15 protein-coding genes are annotated in these 17,629 nt (G+C 53.2%); 5 read left to right on the top strand and 10 right to left on the bottom strand.

The annotated features are described in order from the left end of the window. Positions 1 to 18: 18 nt before the first annotated feature. Positions 19 to 1,227, top strand: coding sequence for an acetate/propionate family kinase (locus DMP05_RS02910; protein WP_123219080.1), 1,209 nt, complete (start codon positions 19 to 21; stop codon positions 1,225 to 1,227). A gap of 156 nt (positions 1,228 to 1,383) precedes the next feature. On the opposite strand, the gene pta is transcribed toward DMP05_RS02910, so the two are convergent. Further along, the gene (gene pta, locus DMP05_RS02905) at positions 1,384 to 2,373 is read right to left on the bottom strand and encodes a phosphate acetyltransferase (protein WP_123219079.1); all 990 of its coding nucleotides are present in this window, start codon (positions 2,371 to 2,373) and stop codon (positions 1,384 to 1,386) included. 257 nt (positions 2,374 to 2,630) lie between these two features. Between pta and DMP05_RS02900 the strand changes: the two genes are divergently transcribed. Further along, a complete protein-coding gene (locus tag DMP05_RS02900; protein WP_114615491.1) occupies positions 2,631 to 3,659 on the top strand; it encodes a glycosyltransferase family 2 protein in 1,029 nt (342 codons plus the stop codon). Positions 3,660 to 3,833: 174 nt separating this feature from the next. On the opposite strand, the gene dinB is transcribed toward DMP05_RS02900, so the two are convergent. Further along, positions 3,834 to 5,084 (bottom strand): DNA polymerase IV, encoded by a 1,251-nt coding sequence (gene dinB, locus DMP05_RS02895; protein WP_244595017.1) that lies wholly within the window; start codon positions 5,082 to 5,084, stop codon positions 3,834 to 3,836. A gap of 186 nt (positions 5,085 to 5,270) precedes the next feature. On the opposite strand from dinB, the gene DMP05_RS02890 reads away from it, so the two are divergent. Next, positions 5,271 to 5,588, top strand: a complete 318-nt coding sequence (locus tag DMP05_RS02890) for a hypothetical protein (protein WP_123219077.1) — start codon at positions 5,271 to 5,273, stop codon at positions 5,586 to 5,588. Positions 5,589 to 5,956: 368 nt separating this feature from the next. Here DMP05_RS02890 and DMP05_RS02885 read toward each other — a convergent pair whose 3' ends face one another. The 8 genes from DMP05_RS02885 to cysK all read right to left on the bottom strand — a co-directional run bounded on the left by DMP05_RS02885 (position 5,957) and on the right by cysK (position 15,207). After that, on the bottom strand, positions 5,957 to 7,513 hold the full coding sequence (locus tag DMP05_RS02885; RefSeq protein ID WP_161957452.1) for a serine hydrolase domain-containing protein: 1,557 nt from the start codon (positions 7,511 to 7,513) through the stop codon (positions 5,957 to 5,959). Positions 7,514 to 7,774: 261 nt separating this feature from the next. Further along, the gene (dltD, locus tag DMP05_RS02875; protein WP_244595016.1) at positions 7,775 to 8,977 is read right to left on the bottom strand and encodes a D-alanyl-lipoteichoic acid biosynthesis protein DltD; all 1,203 of its coding nucleotides are present in this window, start codon (positions 8,975 to 8,977) and stop codon (positions 7,775 to 7,777) included. A 35-nt stretch (positions 8,978 to 9,012) separates the two neighbouring features. Beyond that, positions 9,013 to 9,267: a D-alanine--poly(phosphoribitol) ligase subunit DltC gene (gene dltC / locus DMP05_RS02870; protein ID WP_123219073.1), complete on the bottom strand. Its 255-nt coding sequence runs from the start codon at positions 9,265 to 9,267 to the stop codon at positions 9,013 to 9,015. 71 nt (positions 9,268 to 9,338) lie between these two features. Continuing rightward, positions 9,339 to 10,499 carry a D-alanyl-lipoteichoic acid biosynthesis protein DltB gene (gene dltB, locus DMP05_RS02865; RefSeq protein ID WP_123219072.1) on the bottom strand — a complete coding sequence of 387 codons (1,161 nt, stop codon included), beginning with the start codon at positions 10,497 to 10,499 and terminating at the stop codon, positions 9,339 to 9,341. Positions 10,500 to 10,509: 10 nt separating this feature from the next. Next, the gene (gene dltA / locus DMP05_RS02860) at positions 10,510 to 12,171 is read right to left on the bottom strand and encodes a D-alanine--poly(phosphoribitol) ligase subunit DltA (RefSeq protein WP_123219071.1); all 1,662 of its coding nucleotides are present in this window, start codon (positions 12,169 to 12,171) and stop codon (positions 10,510 to 10,512) included. A gap of 272 nt (positions 12,172 to 12,443) precedes the next feature. Then, positions 12,444 to 12,926, bottom strand: a complete 483-nt coding sequence (locus tag DMP05_RS02850) for a PaaI family thioesterase (protein WP_123219069.1) — start codon at positions 12,924 to 12,926, stop codon at positions 12,444 to 12,446. A gap of 46 nt (positions 12,927 to 12,972) precedes the next feature. Beyond that, a complete protein-coding gene (locus tag DMP05_RS02845) occupies positions 12,973 to 14,145 on the bottom strand; it encodes a cysteine desulfurase family protein (RefSeq protein WP_123219174.1) in 1,173 nt (390 codons plus the stop codon). Positions 14,146 to 14,277: 132 nt separating this feature from the next. Next, a complete protein-coding gene (cysK, locus tag DMP05_RS02840; RefSeq protein ID WP_123219068.1) occupies positions 14,278 to 15,207 on the bottom strand; it encodes a cysteine synthase A in 930 nt (309 codons plus the stop codon). A 319-nt stretch (positions 15,208 to 15,526) separates the two neighbouring features. Between cysK and DMP05_RS02835 the strand changes: the two genes are divergently transcribed. Both DMP05_RS02835 and DMP05_RS02830 read left to right on the top strand, forming a co-directional pair. Next, positions 15,527 to 15,958 (top strand): RrF2 family transcriptional regulator, encoded by a 432-nt coding sequence (locus tag DMP05_RS02835; protein ID WP_114615481.1) that lies wholly within the window; start codon positions 15,527 to 15,529, stop codon positions 15,956 to 15,958. A 147-nt stretch (positions 15,959 to 16,105) separates the two neighbouring features. Further along, on the top strand, positions 16,106 to 17,509 hold the full coding sequence (locus tag DMP05_RS02830) for a response regulator transcription factor (RefSeq protein ID WP_123219067.1): 1,404 nt from the start codon (positions 16,106 to 16,108) through the stop codon (positions 17,507 to 17,509). Positions 17,510 to 17,629: the final 120 nt, after the last annotated feature.

Below are 17,629 nucleotides of genomic sequence, written 5' to 3'. Positions count from 1 at the left end.
TCGACACGGGGGAACTTCGTGAAAATTCTCGTCATCAATGCTGGCTCTTCTTCATTGAAATACCAGCTCATCGACACTGAAAATAACAAGATGCTCGCCAAGGGCCTGTGTGAGCGCGTCGGAAGCAAAGATTCCTATATCAAGCATGGCGCCGACAAAGACGAACGCATCTTTGCTCAGTACATGGCCGACCACGAAGAGGCCCTGGCCGTCGTGTTCGATGCGCTGTGCCACAGCGAGCGTTCGACCATTCACTCCATTAACGAAATCGACGCCATCGGGCATCGCATCGTGCATGGTGGCAATTATTTCGACTCCTCGGTGCTCATCACGCCCGATGTCATCAAGAAAATCGAAAGCCTCTGCACATTAGCGCCGCTCCATAACCCGCCCGCGCTCAAATGCATCAACGTGTGCCAGAGCATGGCTCCCGACATGCCGCAGGTGGCCGTTTTCGACACGTCGTTCTTCCAGTCGCTCCCGCCTTCGGCGTACATGTATCCGCTGCCATACGAACTGTGCGAGAAGCATCAGATTCGCAAATACGGCGCGCATGGAACGTCGCATCGCTATATCGCGCAACGCTGCGCAGCCCTCATGGAGCAGCCAATCGAAGATTTGAAGATCATCACATGCCACCTGGGCAACGGTTGCTCGATTTCCGCCGTCGACCACGGCATCGCCGTTGACACGTCTATGGGATTCACTCCGCTAGACGGCCTTATGATGGGCACGCGTTGCGGCGCAATCGACCCGGCCATCATTCCGTTTTTGGAAGAAGCCGAAGACCTTACGCCACCTCAAATCAATGAGCTCATGAATAAGAAATCGGGCCTGTTGGGCGTTTCTGGCATCAGCAACGATATGCGTGACGTGCGCAAGGGCGCCGAAGAAGGCAATGAGCGTGCGGTGCTCGCCTACGAGATGTACGCGCACTCCATTCGTAAATACCTCGGTCAATATCTCGTTGAAATGGCCGGCTGCGATGCTATCGTGCTTACCGCGGGCGTCGGCGAAAACTGCGACCGCATGCGACGCATCGTGTTCGCGGGTCTGCAGCCGCTGGGCATTATCCTTGACCAGGAGAAGAACCGCCGCGATTACCACGGCAAAGAGCGCTTCATTTCCCGTGACGATTCCCCGGTTAAAATCATCGTGATTCCAACCAACGAGGAATTCATGATTGCCCAAGATACGTTGAGCATCGTGTCGGATCTCAAGAAATAAAGAGCTCGACCCAAGCAAAGGCCCCATGCCCTGCGTCCAAGAATAAACGTTCAATTGGAGGCAGGGCATGGGGCCTTTCTCGTTCAAAATGCAAAAAACGGGCCGCATAAGGCGGCCCGAAATGTATTCCATAGAGAGGCAAAACTCGAAGAGCGATTAAGCCTCCTGTGCCTGAACGGCGGTAATGGCAATAACGCCCAACACGTCCTCGGCAGAGCAACCGCGAGACAAGTCGTTCATCGGAGCACCCAGGCCCTGAGTAATGGGACCGTACGCCTCGGCCTTTGCCAGGCGCTGCACAAGCTTGTAGCCAATGTTCGCAGCATCGAGGTCGGGGAAGACCAAAACGTTCGCCTTGCCGGCAACAGGGGAGTCGGGAGCCTTGCTTGCGGCAACGCTCGGAACGAGCGCGGCGTCGGCCTGAAGCTCGCCGTCAATAGCGAACTCAGGAGCCTTCTGCTTAGCAAGGGCAAGCGCCTCGACGACCTTTTGCGTATCGTCGTCTTTCACCGAACCGTAGCTCGAATGCGAAAGCATAGCAACACGAGCCTCGGCCCCAAGAAGCTTCTGGTAGCTTTTTGCCGTCGCAACGGCAATTTCAGAAAGGTCTTCCGCATTCGGCTGAATGCATACCGCGCAGTCGCTGAACATAAACGTGCCGGCATCGCCAAACTCGCAGTTCGGAACTTCCATAACAAAGAAGGAACTCACGAGCTTGCTGCCAGGCGCAGTTTTAATGATGCGCAGCGCGGGATGCAACACGTCTTTGGTTGCATGGCAAGCGCCACCAACCAAGCCATCTGCATGGCCAGTCTTCAGCAGCATGGTGCCAAAATACATGACATCATCCATTTGAGCTTCCGCTTCTTCGGGGGTAACGCCCTTGCTCTTGCGCAACTCGTAGAACGCCTCGGCCATTTCTTTGCGAAGGTCGCCTTTGGTGTTGTCGATAATGGTCGCGCCATCGAGATTGAAGCCCTTTTCAGCGACCTCTTCAGGTTTGCCGACAATCACGATGTTTGCAAGACCCTGCTCCAGCGCCTTCTCGGCAGCTTCTAGGATGCGCTCGTCATTGCCCTCGGGCAAAACGATGGTCTTCTTGTCGGCCTTAGCGCGGTCGATCATAGTGCTCAGAAACGTTGCCATGCAGCGTCCTTTCTCTTGAATCAGCATGCCCCCAATAATAACGCAGAGCCCAGTATCCGAGATTCATCAACACTCAATCTGGTGATTTCATAGGCTGAACGGCGGCAGGGAAGAGACGGCACGGCAAATCCCTATAATAAGGCGCGTTTGAGGTATCGCCGGTGCAAAAGGCGCATGTGATTCGCATTTCGCACGGTCGATATGAATTATTCTCAGGTCGCATGCGTTTCTATGCATGGCCTCGAAAGGGCTCGAAAATGAAAACCATTTCTTTCGCCGTTCCTTGTTACAACTCCGCCGCATATATGGACAAGTGCATTGAATCGCTGCTCGCATGCGACGAGGGTAAAAACGATATTGAGATTCTTATCGTTGATGACGGTTCTACGAAAGACAATACGGCAGAAATCGCCGATGCTTGGCAGGAAAAATATCCTGGCACCATTCGAGCGATCCATAAACCCAACGGCGGTCACGGTTCGGCCGTTAATACCGGCCTCGCCAATGCTGAGGGCCGCTATTTCAAGGTCGTCGACTCCGACGACTGGCTTGACAAAGACGCCATGCATGAAGTTATGGCATACCTACGCCGCCAAATGGAGCTCGCAGAGCCGACCGATATGGTAATTGGCAATTACGTCTATGAAAAAGTGCATGAAGGCACGCGCACCGTTATGGGATACAAGAACGTTTTCCCCGTAGGCGAGGAATTCGGCTGGGATGATACGAAGCATTTCCATCAGTCGCAGTACCTTCTCATGCATTCGGTGATTTATCGCACCGAGCTCCTGCAAGATTTAGGCTTGAAGCTTCCCGAGCACACGTTCTACGTTGACAACATTTTCGTGTTTAAGCCTCTTCCGAGTGTGCGCACCATGTACTACCTCGATGTAGACATGTATCGCTACTTCATCGGCCGCGAAGATCAGAGCGTAAACGAAAAGATCATGTATGCCCGCCGCGACCAGCAGCTTCGCGTGACGCGTATCATGATCGACGCGATGAACGATGCCGAAATCGAATCCAAGAAACTCGAACGCTACATGCTCAACTACCTTTCCATGATGATGTGCATCTGTTCGATTTTCCTGCGCATGGAAAAGACCGACGAAAACGAGGAGAATCGCGCTGCCATTTGGGAATACCTCAAGCAAAAGAACCCCGAGCTTTACAAGCGAGTCAAAAACACCGCGCTGAACTGGGGAACGAATATCCCCACCGAAGCTGGTCGACAGTTCGGCCTGGCGGCTTATCATATCGCGCAAAAGATTTTCAAATTCAACTAGCCGCAAGTCTATCAGTGCAGTATACGGCCCCATTGGGGCCGTTTTTTTCGACCGAATGCATGGCGGTGAGGAAGAAACGAACCGTAATGGTGTTTGACGCTCAATCCCTGGTTTGGCCGACACCGAAAGCAAGTCCCTTGAGGCAGCGCCGCACAGCGCAAAGCAGAATGCATGCTATCGAGAGTAATCGGCGGGGCTTTTCGCTGCAGTTCCTGTTGTCTTGTCTTTAAATCGCAGGTCACGGCCGAAAAAGACCGAGCCTTCACCAAAGCGGTCTTTAACTTTATCGGTCGCTTTCGAAAGGCTCCTACCAACCTCCGCGTCAATCGACGGCTTCTTAGCAGCACCTTGCTCATCTTGAGAACTCGCATCGAAAGGAGCCGTATCGAAGAGCGATTCTTGAACCACCTCGTCTTTTTCGAAATGAGACACAGCGACGCCGACCAAACGCACGCGCATCCCCGGCTTCCATATTTGAGAAATCATGCGCCGGATTTCAGGCATGAACACATGCTCGTTATCGTCTTGAGCGCGAAGTTGCGTTTGGCAGCTTTTCGATGTGCGGTCGGCAAAACGAAGCTTAAGGGCAAGCGTAGACCCCTTGAGTCCATTTTTACGAAGCCGACGCGCAACTTTGGCCGCGAGCATATTCGCCGCGTTTTCAATCGCGTCGAAGGTAACGAGGCCTTGAGAAAACGTCATCTCGTTCGAAACAGACTTCACGGTTTCATCTTGCTTCACGGCAGTTGCATCAACACCCAGGCATCGCATGCGCATCATTTCACCGTTCTTGCCGTATATTGAACGCAGCACATCTTCCGAAGCTTCGGCCATATCGCCAAGCGTACGAATGCCATGCCGCAAAAGTTCCTCTTCGGCACGCTTGCCAACACCCGACATGACGCGAATGGGCAAAGGGAAAAGGAAATCAAGCTCGGAACCTGGGTAAATTACGGTAAGACCACGTGGTTTATCCTGGTCAGAAGCAATTTTTGCAACCGTTTTGCTCGTTCCGACCCCAATTGAGCACGTAACGCCAAGATGAGCCACTCGCTTTTGGATTCTGGCGGCGATGGCGACAGGATGCTCAGAATTGACTTCGGTAGGGGAGACATCGACAAAAGCCTCATCGATGCTTACTTGCTGCACATGGGGGCTTTCATCATGCAGAATAGCCATGACTCGAGCCGACATTTCCTTATAGCGGTCAAAATGGCCATGCGTCCATATCGCCTGGGGACAGAGCTCGCGCGCAGCAGAGGCGGCCATTGCGGAATGAACCCCATAAGCACGAGCCTCATAACTCGCCGTTGAAACAACGCCGTGTTTATCGGCATCACCGCCAACGATTACTGGTTTGCCGCGCCACGCAGGATGATCAAGCTGTTCCACGGAAGCGAAAAACGCGTCAAGATCAACGAGCAAGATCGCAGATCCCGTCCATGGTTGCACGTATGTCGAATCAAATTCCGCCATTGAGCTTTCTCACAGTACATCAACGTCGCGCAAGGCGCGGCTTTCTTTATAGGCTCCATGGTATCATGAAATCAGCAACTCCCCTGTTGCTATGTACAAATGTTCGATTTTCAAAATCGAACGAAAGGAGCACGCATGAATTTGAGCAAGTCAACCTGCCGCAACTTTGCAATTGGCGGCATTGTATGCGCTGGCATCAGCATTGTGATTGGCGGTGCTTTGCTCGATATCGTCGGCTTCGTTATCGGATTCATCGCACTCACATCGGCTAAAAAATTGATTGCAGCGATGCCCGGCGATGCCTACGTCGAAAATGTCTTGAAACTTGCGAAGATCGCTGTCGTTGTATCGCTAGTCGCATTCATCGCGAACATTTTGACCGCCGTTTTCCTGACGCCCGTTCTGGTCGACCAAGCGAGCAGCATGGTAGCCAAGTCCGCATCCACGTTCTAGGAAATCGTTCAAAGGCATAAGGCAAAGCACTTCCAGCAACTTCAAACCAGACGAGTTTTGGTCACGCGACAACTTTTCCTAGCAAGCTAAGAGTGAGCTATCAAGTGACAATCATGCAAGTCTCTTTCAAAGCCTTCCTTCGACACAGCCTGAAGGAAGGCTTTTGTTTGCGATTTTTGTTATCTGTAATTCTGATAATACATGTTATGTAAACTAACATGAAAATGTACCATATTATCCCATGAATGAATAATGAGAAAACAGCAGGTCAAAACGATAATACGCCCCTGTATGCGCGCAGGGTAAAAGCGGCTTCTGATGCAAAAAAGCGAAATCCCATGGCATTTGCGGGCACGTTGAGGGCATTCTCATTCAGGCGCATGGTTCTGCTGTTTTCGCCTTCTGTATGCAATTATTGTCGCTGAAACAACACGAGCCACAGCGGCAGCCACAAACAAGCCGAATCCGATATACAGCCCCAGAGCGATAGACGGGTCGAATGTCGACACATCACGCCACGGCGTTCCCATGTTTCGAGGGAAGTCGATAGCCCAGATGAACACGCAGGCAAACAAGGCAATATCGGCGATTGCCGCAGCAAGCACGACTGTCTTTCCCATCTTCCGCACAAGCAATCGCGCAGCCCAGCACCACACAGGAACAAACAGCAACGGAAGTGCACATATCAACCAGAAATGCACCCATTCCGCATTTGCCTCAGCATGCGCCTCGTCGTATTCTGCTTCATCAAGATCGACGGCATTATTGCCCATGGCGACATCAAGAACGCCATTCGCCAAATTAAAGAACAGCGAGTTGCCCGCAACCGAGTCGTAACCATCACCAAGCACGACCACGCCAATGTCACGGTCCGGCAAAATCGCCATGCTCGCTACATTGGTCTCAACGTCTCCATCGTGACAAAATACGAGCTCTCCGTCGTTGTCATACGAGGTCCATCCCATTCCGTAATACGAATCGCCGCCCGAATCAGGCACACGGCTCATGAACATCTGCATGATGCTGTCGTAATCGAGCACATTCTTGCCGCCGGCCAAATACATTTGCAGGTAATTCGCCATGTCGCGAATGCTTGCGGAAACATACCCCGACGAGGGCCCTCCCCATGCATCATCGTTTTCGGCGTGCTGAAAATCATCCTGCACATAACGTCCGAAATAATTTCTGTGGCCAAGCACGTTTCTTGAATCAGAGTATGTTGAAGCAACATCGGGGTCGTCATCATTGATTCCACCAAAGGTGTTACTGTCGTATCCTCCAAGTACATCATTCGTACGCAAACCTTGGGCGGAAGAGTCGACCATATTGAGCGGAGCGAAAACATACTTCGCCATATATTCAGAATATGACACCCCTGATACATGTTCAACGATGCGCCCTAGCAAATCATAATTGGCATTTGCGTACGAAAACTCGCCGAAGCTATCCCCCACCGTTGCTTCGTTGAGCGATTCGTAATACCCGAACCCGCTTGTCTGATTGAGCAACATTCGAACGCTGACCTCGGGAGATATGAGATATTCGGGAGCATAATCGCTCGCAGGGGCATCAAGATCGATTTTTCCCTGCTCAACAAGCTGCATAATCGCAACCGCGCACATCGACTTGCTCAACGAGCCAATATAGAAAGCGTCACCGGCACTTTCGCACGTTCCAAACGTGCGCATATATGCAATCCCTTGGCTCGTGACAACGGCAACGGCCACTCCAGGCTCGTGAGTGCAACCAACGTTACGCGAAAGATACGAATCGAGCGCCGCCGAAAGCTCGTCGGAATCCAAATCGGTCGATGGATTGTCGATTGAGGGAGTCGCAGAAACAGCGTCCTGTTTCGCAAGCTCGCCGGCATACGCCATGTGCGTAGTCGATACCGCGATAAAGCAGAGAACGCCGATGAAAACCACCGTGACGAATCTTGCCCATATGAGGTATATGGAACGAAACGGGTGCACTACGCCACATCCTCTGCTAAAACGCAGCATAAATGAATTGAACAGGCTCTGCGAAACCCGAAAATACTTCGTACCAAAATACAAGGCAGCCCGCAATCAACAAGAACAGTCCGGCGCCAACAGTCAGAGCAATCGGGTGGCCGCAGGCGAACGCAATGACTTCACAAGAAATCGTATGCAGGCTTGGACGCTCTTTCATAAACTGGCGAAATGTCATTCTGCACCACCTAGGAATGCATTATCTTGGCCATTCACGAAATCATACACAGCATGCTCGATGCGCACCCAGCCAATCCAGCCCGGATGCACCGTATCACACAGGAAATATTTTTCATATTCGCAGCTTGAAAAGTCAGCATAGGCAACGCCCGCCTCGTCGCACAAAGAGCGCGCCTGGTCATAAAATTGGGCACGGATGTCAGAAGTCACACCCATCTCGTCATACCAGCCGCCATGCATGGGCAGAATCACAACAAGCGGCTCAAGACCCGCCTCCCTGCATACCTTCAAGAAGCATTGGAAATCAGCCCATTCGTCATCGGCATGCACGAAATCTTGATTTTGCTCGCTTTTGTACTGAGAGTTTTTATCCCAATAAGCGTCATGGATGCCGTAATCGTTATTGGTGCACGACTGCTCGCCTTGCGCCTGCGCATCGGAAAGTAGCGCATCCCAGTCGGGCTCCCCCGTCGGCTCGCCAGCCGATCGTACCAGAGAATTCTTAGGCGACCCTTTTACCAATGCGTCGATTTTACTGCGAATGCGCAGGTCATTTGAGAATTGATACGCAGCGTCATTAATCGCATCAACAAAAGTGTCGTCGTTGGCGGCAGCAATTTGCGTTCCGTCAACACCGAGCGTCTCAAGACGCTGGCGGACATACGCCTTCGTCTCATCGCTGATGGAGTCGTTTTCCAAAAAACCCTTGTACAGCTGATATGAAAACTTCGATGAGAGCTTCGACTGCTGACCGTTGCCTTTGAAGAACCACTGCGGCGAAAGCATGAGCACCACTTTGCGATTCTTCGATGCCGGCGCATATGCCCCGGCGGCAATCGCCTGCCAGAGGCTTTGGTCGAACGCCTCGCCCACGTACGTCATATCGACGCCGCTCACGCTTTCGCCAAACACTTTCTGAGGGCATTGATTCACCAGCGGCGATGAAATATAGAGCTCCGACGTGCCAAACGTCAGAATGCCGTCGTCGCTCATGTTCGTCGTCGTGAAGTCGACGCTTTCCGATTTCGTACCCGAATAGACATAATCGTAGAGGCGCGTTTGGTCGGCCACATCGCCCTGGCGTGGAAGCGCGCAGCAAACGCCGCCCATCACAAGGGCGATTGCGACAAGACCGGCCACAACGCCCTTAAGAAGAAGCATGCCCGAAACCTTCTCTTCAGGTGCCTTTTCGGCCAAAACGCACCTCCTTTCCTTCATCGTATTCGTGAGCCTTACAGGCGTTTCTCAACCTGTTCGATAATCAGGTTCACCGTATTCATCTCTTCACGCTCAACTTCGGTAGGAGCAATCGAAACGTCGAATTCATCCTCGATATCGACGAGCAGCTCAACCGCCGCCATAGAATCGAGGGAGCCGAGCTCGAAAAGGTCTTCATCGCGATGATCGCGAACCTCTTCGTCACCGCATACCTCCTCGAGCATGTCGAGCATCTTCTCTTCGACTTCCTCGTGAGTCATCGTTGCCATTGCCGTCTCCTTTCTAACAACGCCTCGCGGCGTTTTCACTCTTCAATTCGCTTCGCACTCAACGTCACGCATCACGCACCACATGCGAGACGCGTGATTTGTCCCGAAAACAATGCAAAGCCGAAAAATACCGCTTGCATCGTCACGAACCACGATACGCCCCGAAACCACAGTTCCTTCTTATGCGCTTTATAGAATTTCGTTTTCTGAAACGCTTCCGTCGCCGCGAGCAACACGCCGTGGAACAGGCCATATAGCAAATAATTGGCAGATAGACCATGCCATGCGCCCATAAGAAGCATGTTCACCATGAAACCGCATTGGGCAACGCGCAAACGTTTTTTAAACAGCTTATGCTTCAACGCGAAACGCGAGAAACGCATGAACACGAAGTCACGCAGCCAAAAGGAAAGCGTGATGTGCCAACGATTCCAGAAATCTTTAATATCGACCGCCAAAAACGGGGCGCGGAAGTTACGCGGCGTGCGAATACCGAAGCAATAGCTCGCGCCCATCGCCATAAGACTGTAGCCCGCGAAATCGAAGAACAAATACAGGCCATATTGATAGGCGATGATGACCTGCTGCCACAGCTCATCGCCAAGCCCCGCATTTCCCCACCCATGAGGGTCATAGAGGCGGAAGATATAGGCGGCAATAACCATTTTGTAGACCATACCAGCCGCAATGAGCACTATGCCTCGAGCGAGAAGCCCAGCATATTCGTCGCGCGAACGCGTCGCATGAAGGTCCTCGACAAAACGACGGCTGCGGTCAATCGGTCCCGAGGTAAAAACGGGGAAGAACACGATGAAGCACAGCCAATCGCTTGGGCTCATGCGTTCAATGATGCCATCGTGCACTTCAATAACAACCTGAGTTGCTTTGAACGTCAAATATGAAATGCCCGCAAAGCCAAGCAGGCTCGCATCAAACGCACCGCTCACCTTGCATACGACAAGCGGGTACAGCGTAAACGCAAGCGCTATGCGAAAGCTCCATTTCGATTTCGGTGTGCGCATGATTAGGGCACATCCCGCGACAGATGACGCCAAAAACAGCACGAAGCAGGCAAATTGCGCAGCATCGTTCATGAAAAGCAGGGCCACAAAGAACAATGACGCAACGAGGCCATACCACTTCAGGGGTTTTTCGAGCAAGCCAAGCACCGCCGCGCCCACGACAGCAACGAAAAGCAAGACGAAAAAACTGGGATCAGCGTAAAACGACATAACGACCAGCTTACGCGCGCTTGCAGCGCGAAGATGCCGCAAGCGCTTTGCGGTCGATTTTCCCGTTAGGAGTCAAGGGCATTTCGTCAATAAGGGCGAAGCGACGAGGAACCATATATTCGGGAATGCGCGCAGCAAGCGACGCCTTAAGCGAGCGCTCCAGATCGAGTTTTGAGGGAACTTCGACCTTTCCCTCCCCGTTGTCGCAACAAGCAGCGCAATCCGCCGCATCGGACTCGAACTCCTCATACGCCGGCGTTCCGTCGGGGTGCTTTTGCAGAACGATGAACGCCTTTAAATACGCGATGCTTTCCTTATGAACCACCGGCACGACGCACGCTTGCTTCACGCCCCTGAGCGCGCGAATGTTTTCTTCGACATCTTCGAGCTCAATACGGAAGCCGTGGAGCTTGATGAGGGAGTCGAAGCGACCTTCGCAATGCAAAACTCCCTGTTCATCCACATGCCCCGCATCGCCCGTGCGATACGCGCGCACCTGCGTTCCATCACAGAGCGACGATTGAGAAAACGCCTTTTGAGTTTTCTCGGGGTTGCGATAATAGCCCTTTGCCACCGTGTCGCCCACGATAACGATTTCGCCCGAATCGCCTGTCGCACACGGCTCTCCCGTCTCCGGGTCGCAAATGCGAATCTCGGTACCAGGTCGCGGCGCACCCGCCGGCAGAGGCGCGTCGCTCGCAAGTTCTGCTTCCCCGATCTCGCAATACGTCACGGCCACGGTCGATTCCGTTGGGCCATACGTGTTCGCCACAATGGCATGCGGAAAACGCTCACGGAGCGCGGCGGCCGTCGCATGGCGCAACGCCTCGCCGCAGAAAAGAAAGAGCTTCACGCTTGGAAGCATGCTTTCGGAAAACGAAGGGTCGACCAGGCACAAATCAGCGAACGAGGGGGTCGAAACCCATACCGACACGTCAGATTTCGCCAAATCGGCGAACAACGAGCGCGTGTCAGCCGTGAGCTCATGGGAAACGGCATGCAGGCGGCCGCCCGTCGAGAGCGCTCCGACCAACTCATATTCGGAAAGGTCGAACGAATACGGCGGCTGATCGAGAAACACCTGGCCGCCCTCGCGAACTGCAGGAAACGTGCGCACCCATTGCATGAAATTGCACACATTGTTCGCCGAAATCTCGATACCTTTCGGCTTGCCTGTAGAGCCCGACGTGAAGATGATATATTGCGTTTCCTCACCGCTCACCCATGTATCGCTCGCAGGCACGCCGCAGCCAGAAAACGCGTCGATAAGCGCGGCGGGGTCAGAAAAGCCGGATATATCGAGCACGCGATCGGTGGCGACATAAGGAGCCAACGCCCCAGACAAAGGCGCAGCGCACACGACGAAGGGAGAATCAAGCTGGGATAAGATATCGCCAATACGCGATGCGGGAAGCTCCACGTCGACGGGTACAAAGGCATGGCCACTTTTCAAGCAACCAAGGAAGCTCGCAACCATGCGAAAATCCTTATGGCCGAAAACCACGACCGGGAAGCGATCAGACGTCATTTCGCGAAGCTTTGCGGCAATGGCGTTCGACGCCGACGAGAGTTCGCCATACGTCATGCAGCAGGAATCGGCCTCGAAAGCAATCGCCCAGGGCGCTATGGCCGCCTGCGTTTCAACCGATTCGACGAAAGCGTTCAACACCATGCATTCCCCCAACAAACGAGACCTGTAATAGAGCCACTTTAATTCTGTTGCAAGAATGTTTCTATGCCCGTTATCGTTTCGACGCATGACGCACAAAGCGCCACCACACCGGCACCGCATAAAATCAATGCTCTATGCATGAAGAATTCAATCGAAAAAAGCAAAGGTACGCTCGTCGACGCACATGGGAAAAATTGCCAAGTGTTATTCAAGGCTTCCAAACGAATCGAAGTGCCAGCGCGCCCGTGCGCTTAACAAAGTGAAATGACGAATTAATCGATAAACTTCGGCGGCATGGCTCCAATTCCGAGATATTCCGCAGCGAGCGACATGGGCTGGATTGTGGGCGAAGCAAACAATTTCGACGTGCCATATGCGATAAGGGTTCCCTTTTCGTCGGTGATACGCCCCTCGGTAAGACTTATAGTTCGGCCGTGCTTGATAACTTCACCCTCGGCATAAATGATTCCGCTGTGGGCGGAGTGCATGTCGTTCACCGTAAGGTCAATGGTGGTGTAGCCCACGTCTTCAGGCATGCAGCACAACAGGCACCAATACGTCACAGAATCGAGCAGCCCAGCATTCACTCCCCCATTAATGCCACCGAACATGTTCGTATGCTTTCGGTCAAGCTCCATGCGACAACGATAATGGCCGGCATCAAGCAGCTCAGTCGTGGTGCCAAGCAGCTTGAGATAGGGGCTTTCATCAATCATCTTCGATGCGACTTTGACATATTCAGGATTAAGTTTCATGATTTCCCTCTCATCTTCCCTTGACCTATGGTACACGAGGCATCAGCTAGCCCATATTCGAAAAATCTTTGATCCCCTGCAAAAGCAGGTCAACCTCTTCAACCGTGGTATCGAAGCCAAAGCTTACGCGAATCGTCGATTTACCGAGCTTCAAGGGAATTCCGGCCGCCTGAAGGCTCAAGGGGTGCTTCGGACGCCATGTGCCTTTAGGAACGGTCGTATGGTTTTCGGTACATGCGGAAGCTTTAGATATGAAAATGCCCCGCTCGCCCAAGAAGTCAAGCAAATCTTGGCTGAAGAGGCTCGGCAGCGACACGTTCACGATATACGGCGAGCCATCGTCGCGGGAGTTTACGATGGCATCAGGGGCGGCATCGTGCAGTCCTTCGACAAAACGCGCTTTCAATCCATAGGCGTGAGCGAGATTCGCCTCGCGATTCTCACAAGCCTTTTTTGCAGCAACGGCAAATCCCGCAGCCAAAAACACCGGCTCGGTGCCCGACCGCAGGCCCCGCTCCTGGCCCCCGCCAAATGCATTGGTGAACATCTGCGTGCCGCGCTTCACATAGAGCGCGCCAATACCGCGCGGCCCGCCGATTTTATGGCCGGCAATGGTGAGCAGATCGACCCCCCAATCGCGGGGAAGCGTTTGCAGCTTTCCAAATGATTGCGTCGCATCGCAATGAACAAGAGCGCTCGGGGCGAGTTCGTCGCGAGCAGCGACGATTTCGGGAACGGGAAGCAGCCAGCCGAGCTCGTTTTGAACGCGCATCACAGAAATAAGCGTCGTGGGCTTGAGCAAAGCGCGATGCAGCTGCTCCATGTCAAAATTGCCCGCGACGTCTTCAATATGCTCAACATCCCAGCCCTCGCGCCGCATGCCACGAACCGACCTTGTAACAGAAGCATGTTCGAGGGAAGACGTCACAATGCGGCGCGATTCGCCCTTACGCGCCATGCAAGCCCCGCGCACGGCGAGGTTATTGGCCTCGGTCGCACCGGAGGTAAAGAAGATCTCGTCGGCGTCGACGCCAAGGCATTCGGCAATCGTGGCACGCGATTGTTCGAGCGCCTCTTTCGCGGCATAGCCCACCCTATGAGACGAAGATGGATTGCCCCATGCATGGCGCAACACGTCATTCATCGCTTCAATCGCCTCATCGATAACGGGTGTGGTTGCAGCATTATTCAAATAAGCATTGCAAGCAGGCTCTTGCATGGTGATCCTTAATCGAATGCGCAAAGCAAAGCATCGCGCCACGGTGTCGAATTTCAGCAGCAAGCATAATTCATTTCGACAAACAAAAAGCCGCGATAGGCAATCGCGGCTTTCATTTCATTTCAACGGCAGCTATTCAGTAAACAGCGGAGTAGAAAGGTAACGCTCACCCGTGTCTGCAAGAAGAGCAACGATGGTTTTGCCCTCGTTTTCGGGGCGCTTGGCAAGCTCAATCGCAGCCCAGACGGCGGCGCCAGACGAAATGCCCACGAGAACGCCTTCGGAATGGCCAACCAGACGGCCCGTCTCGAACGCATCGTCGTTTTCAACGGCAATAACCTCATCGTAGACGCTCGTGTCAAGCGTGTCGGGCACAAAGCCTGCGCCAATGCCCTGAATCTTGTGGGCGCCAGCAGTGCCCTTCGAAAGCACGGGAGAGCTCGCAGGCTCAACGGCGACAACCTTCACATCGGGGTTCTGGGATTTCAGATATTTGCCAACGCCGGTCACCGTGCCGCCCGTTCCAACGCCCGCAACAAAGACATCAACCTTGCCCTCGGTATCATTCCAAATCTCGGGACCCGTGGTTTTGATATGGGCCTGAGGGTTTGCAGGATTGGTGAACTGGCCCGCGATGAAGCTGTTCGGAATCTCGGCGGTAAGTTCTTCCGCTTTCGCAATAGCGCCCTTCATGCCCTTGGCACCATCGGTAAGCACCAGTTCGGCACCGTAAGCTTTCATGAGCAAACGACGCTCGACAGACATGGTCTCGGGCATCGTGATGATGAGTCGATAGCCGCGAGCCGCAGCAACCGAAGCCAAGCCGACGCCCGTATTGCCGCTCGTAGGCTCAATGATCACAGAATCTTTGTTCAGCTTGCCCGCAGCTTCGGCATCGTCAAGCATCGCCTTCGCGATACGATCTTTCACAGAACCCGCGGGGTTGAAATACTCGAGCTTTACGAGCACCTTCGCTTTCAGGTCGAGGTTCTTCTCGATATTGCTGAGCTCCAGAAGCGGCGTGTTGCCAATAAGCTGGTCAATGGAAGTGTATACAGCCATGGGAATCTCCTTTTATAAAATGGGGTGAAAACAAAACGAGCGCGAACTTACCGTTCGCTGGCACGCAAACATCGACATCGTTCGCCGGCGCACGACGCCACGCCATCCCTCTTCCAATGCCTCATTTCCATATTCCCACCTTTCCTGTAGGTATAACGGTATTTTATGATTTGGAGAACACGTGTCAAGCACCCACCCGAATTTTTTCTATCGGCTAAAAGCATCTCGACATTTTTCATATAATCCTATCAACCCTGTATATAATAGGAGTAATACATGAAACGCCACATTCACTCTACGCCCGTAAGGAGGGCTTGCCATGATGGTTTCAACCAAGGGCCGCTACGCCCTGCGCGTTATGATTGACCTCGCGGAGCACCAGACCGACGGATACATTCCACTGAAAGAAATTGCGTCACGTCAAAACATTTCCGAGAAATATCTGGAAAGCATTATCAAGTCGCTCGTGAAGAGCAATATGCTCGTTGGTCTGCGCGGCAAAGGCGGCGGGTACCGTCTCACCCGCGAACCCGACCAATACACCATAGGCGAAGTGCTTCGTTTGACCGAAGGTTCGCTCGCACCCGTCGCCTGCCTCGAGGCGAACGCCGAATCATGCCCCCGTATGTTTGATTGCCGCACGATTTCGTTATGGAGAGGGCTCGATGAGGTCGTGAATGAATACCTTGACGGAATCACCGTGGCCGATTTGATTGCGCCGTACCAATCGGGCGACAATTACGTTATTTAGGGCGCTTTACGCAAAACCAGTCTCTCACGATGCTCAAAGCCAAACCATGCTGCCACCCCGTCTCTCGCATGACACGGGGTGGCAGCTTTCCTTTTATGAGGAAAACCAACGATATGGCATAATGTCTCGTTGGGTATTGGAGGGAACATGGAACACAACGAGATGATGGCGAACCCAATTCGCCACATTCGATTCATTGGATACGGCCTCACGAACGCATGGTCGTTCATGCTGCTGTTCGTGCCGCTTTTTGGCGCGCATGATTCAACGATCGTCGTAAGCGGCTCAATGCTTTCGGGGGCCCTTTGCGGCCTTATACTGCTGCTCGTTTCGCCCAAACTGCAAACAATCGCGGGCCGCAAGGTGCTTTCGTTCCTCTTTGCCCTGGGCGCCTCAATCGGAACGCTTCTCTACGCGTATCCCATGTTCCCATCGTCGCCCGTTGCCCTGCTCGGCCTGTTGCTTTCGGGCTTTTGCTTTATCGGCATCGTCGCTTCGTGGTTCGAGAATTACGCTTGCTTAAGCACACGCGATGTGGTGCTTCTTGCGGGATGTTCGTTTCTTTTCGCAGCGATTTTATGCCTCGTAATCGCAGCGGTTCCGATCGACATCTCTGCATTGCTGCTCGCAGCGCTTCCGATCGCGTCGTTCGCGCTTATGCCCCATTCCCTCGTTGAAAAGCCGCACGCCACAACAGGCGAACAAGAAACCGCGGCACAAACAGCCCATTCGCTCATCGACAATATCAAAGCATCCGTAAAATGGCGCACGCTCGCAGGGCTTTTCGTCACCTTTTTCGCACTGGGGTCCATCGGAGCCCTGATGCCGGCAAGCGAGCCACCGTTCGATTTCGGAATCAAATTCCTCATTATTCCCGTTATCATCTTCGTCTTCTTCGCCGTGAGCGCGCTCACGCTGCGCAGCAAGGTCGATATGACGATTCTCTACAAGGTGATGCTCGCGAGTTTCGCGGCGCTCGTCTTTTTGTTCTCCAATTCCGAAAACGTGCCACTGTCGATGGTATTCTCGGGCTTCATCACGGCAGACGTGCTTATGTGGATCATGCTCCTGCTTATCGCGAAGAAAAGCCCGGCGAAACCTATGGTCGTGTTCATCATTGGCTGGTTCGCGGAATGCGCCGGCAACGTTTCGGGACATATCGTGGCACCGCTTTGCGCAGGCCAGTCGACCATTTTTGTCGCCGCTGTGCTCATGTTCATCGTTCTGACTGTAGGGCTTATGTTCTCGGATGGACAGTTCGTGCTCGACTTCGACATCGAGGCAGACGAAAGCAGCGTGCACGTTGAGGAAACCCCCGTTGAAGATTCGCGCGACGCCATTCGCGAATTCTGCGAGCACTACGGGCTGTCGCCCCGAGAATCGGAAGTGTGCGAAATGTGGCTCACGGGCCATGGGCTGAAATACATTCAAGAGAATCTCTTCATTTCGGAAGCGACCGTGAAAACGCACGTGCGCAATATCTACCGCAAATGCGACACGCATAATCGTGCTGAAATCCTCGCCCTCTACGAAGCGGGATTGGAAGAATAAAAGCCTGGAAAGTGCCTGCATGTTTGAGCTTGGGCGTTGGCGCGAGCCAACGCCTATTTTTAATGGAAGCGGCCATTCGGCTCGAAAAAAGAAGTCCGCAGGCATTCCCATTAGCGGGCA

The organism is Slackia isoflavoniconvertens (assembly GCF_003725955.1).
In the GTDB taxonomy this organism is placed as follows: domain Bacteria; phylum Actinomycetota; class Coriobacteriia; order Coriobacteriales; family Eggerthellaceae; genus Slackia; species Slackia isoflavoniconvertens.
The sequence above is the reverse complement of the archived record's forward strand: the minus strand, read 5'-3'. Positions and strand labels throughout refer to the sequence as shown.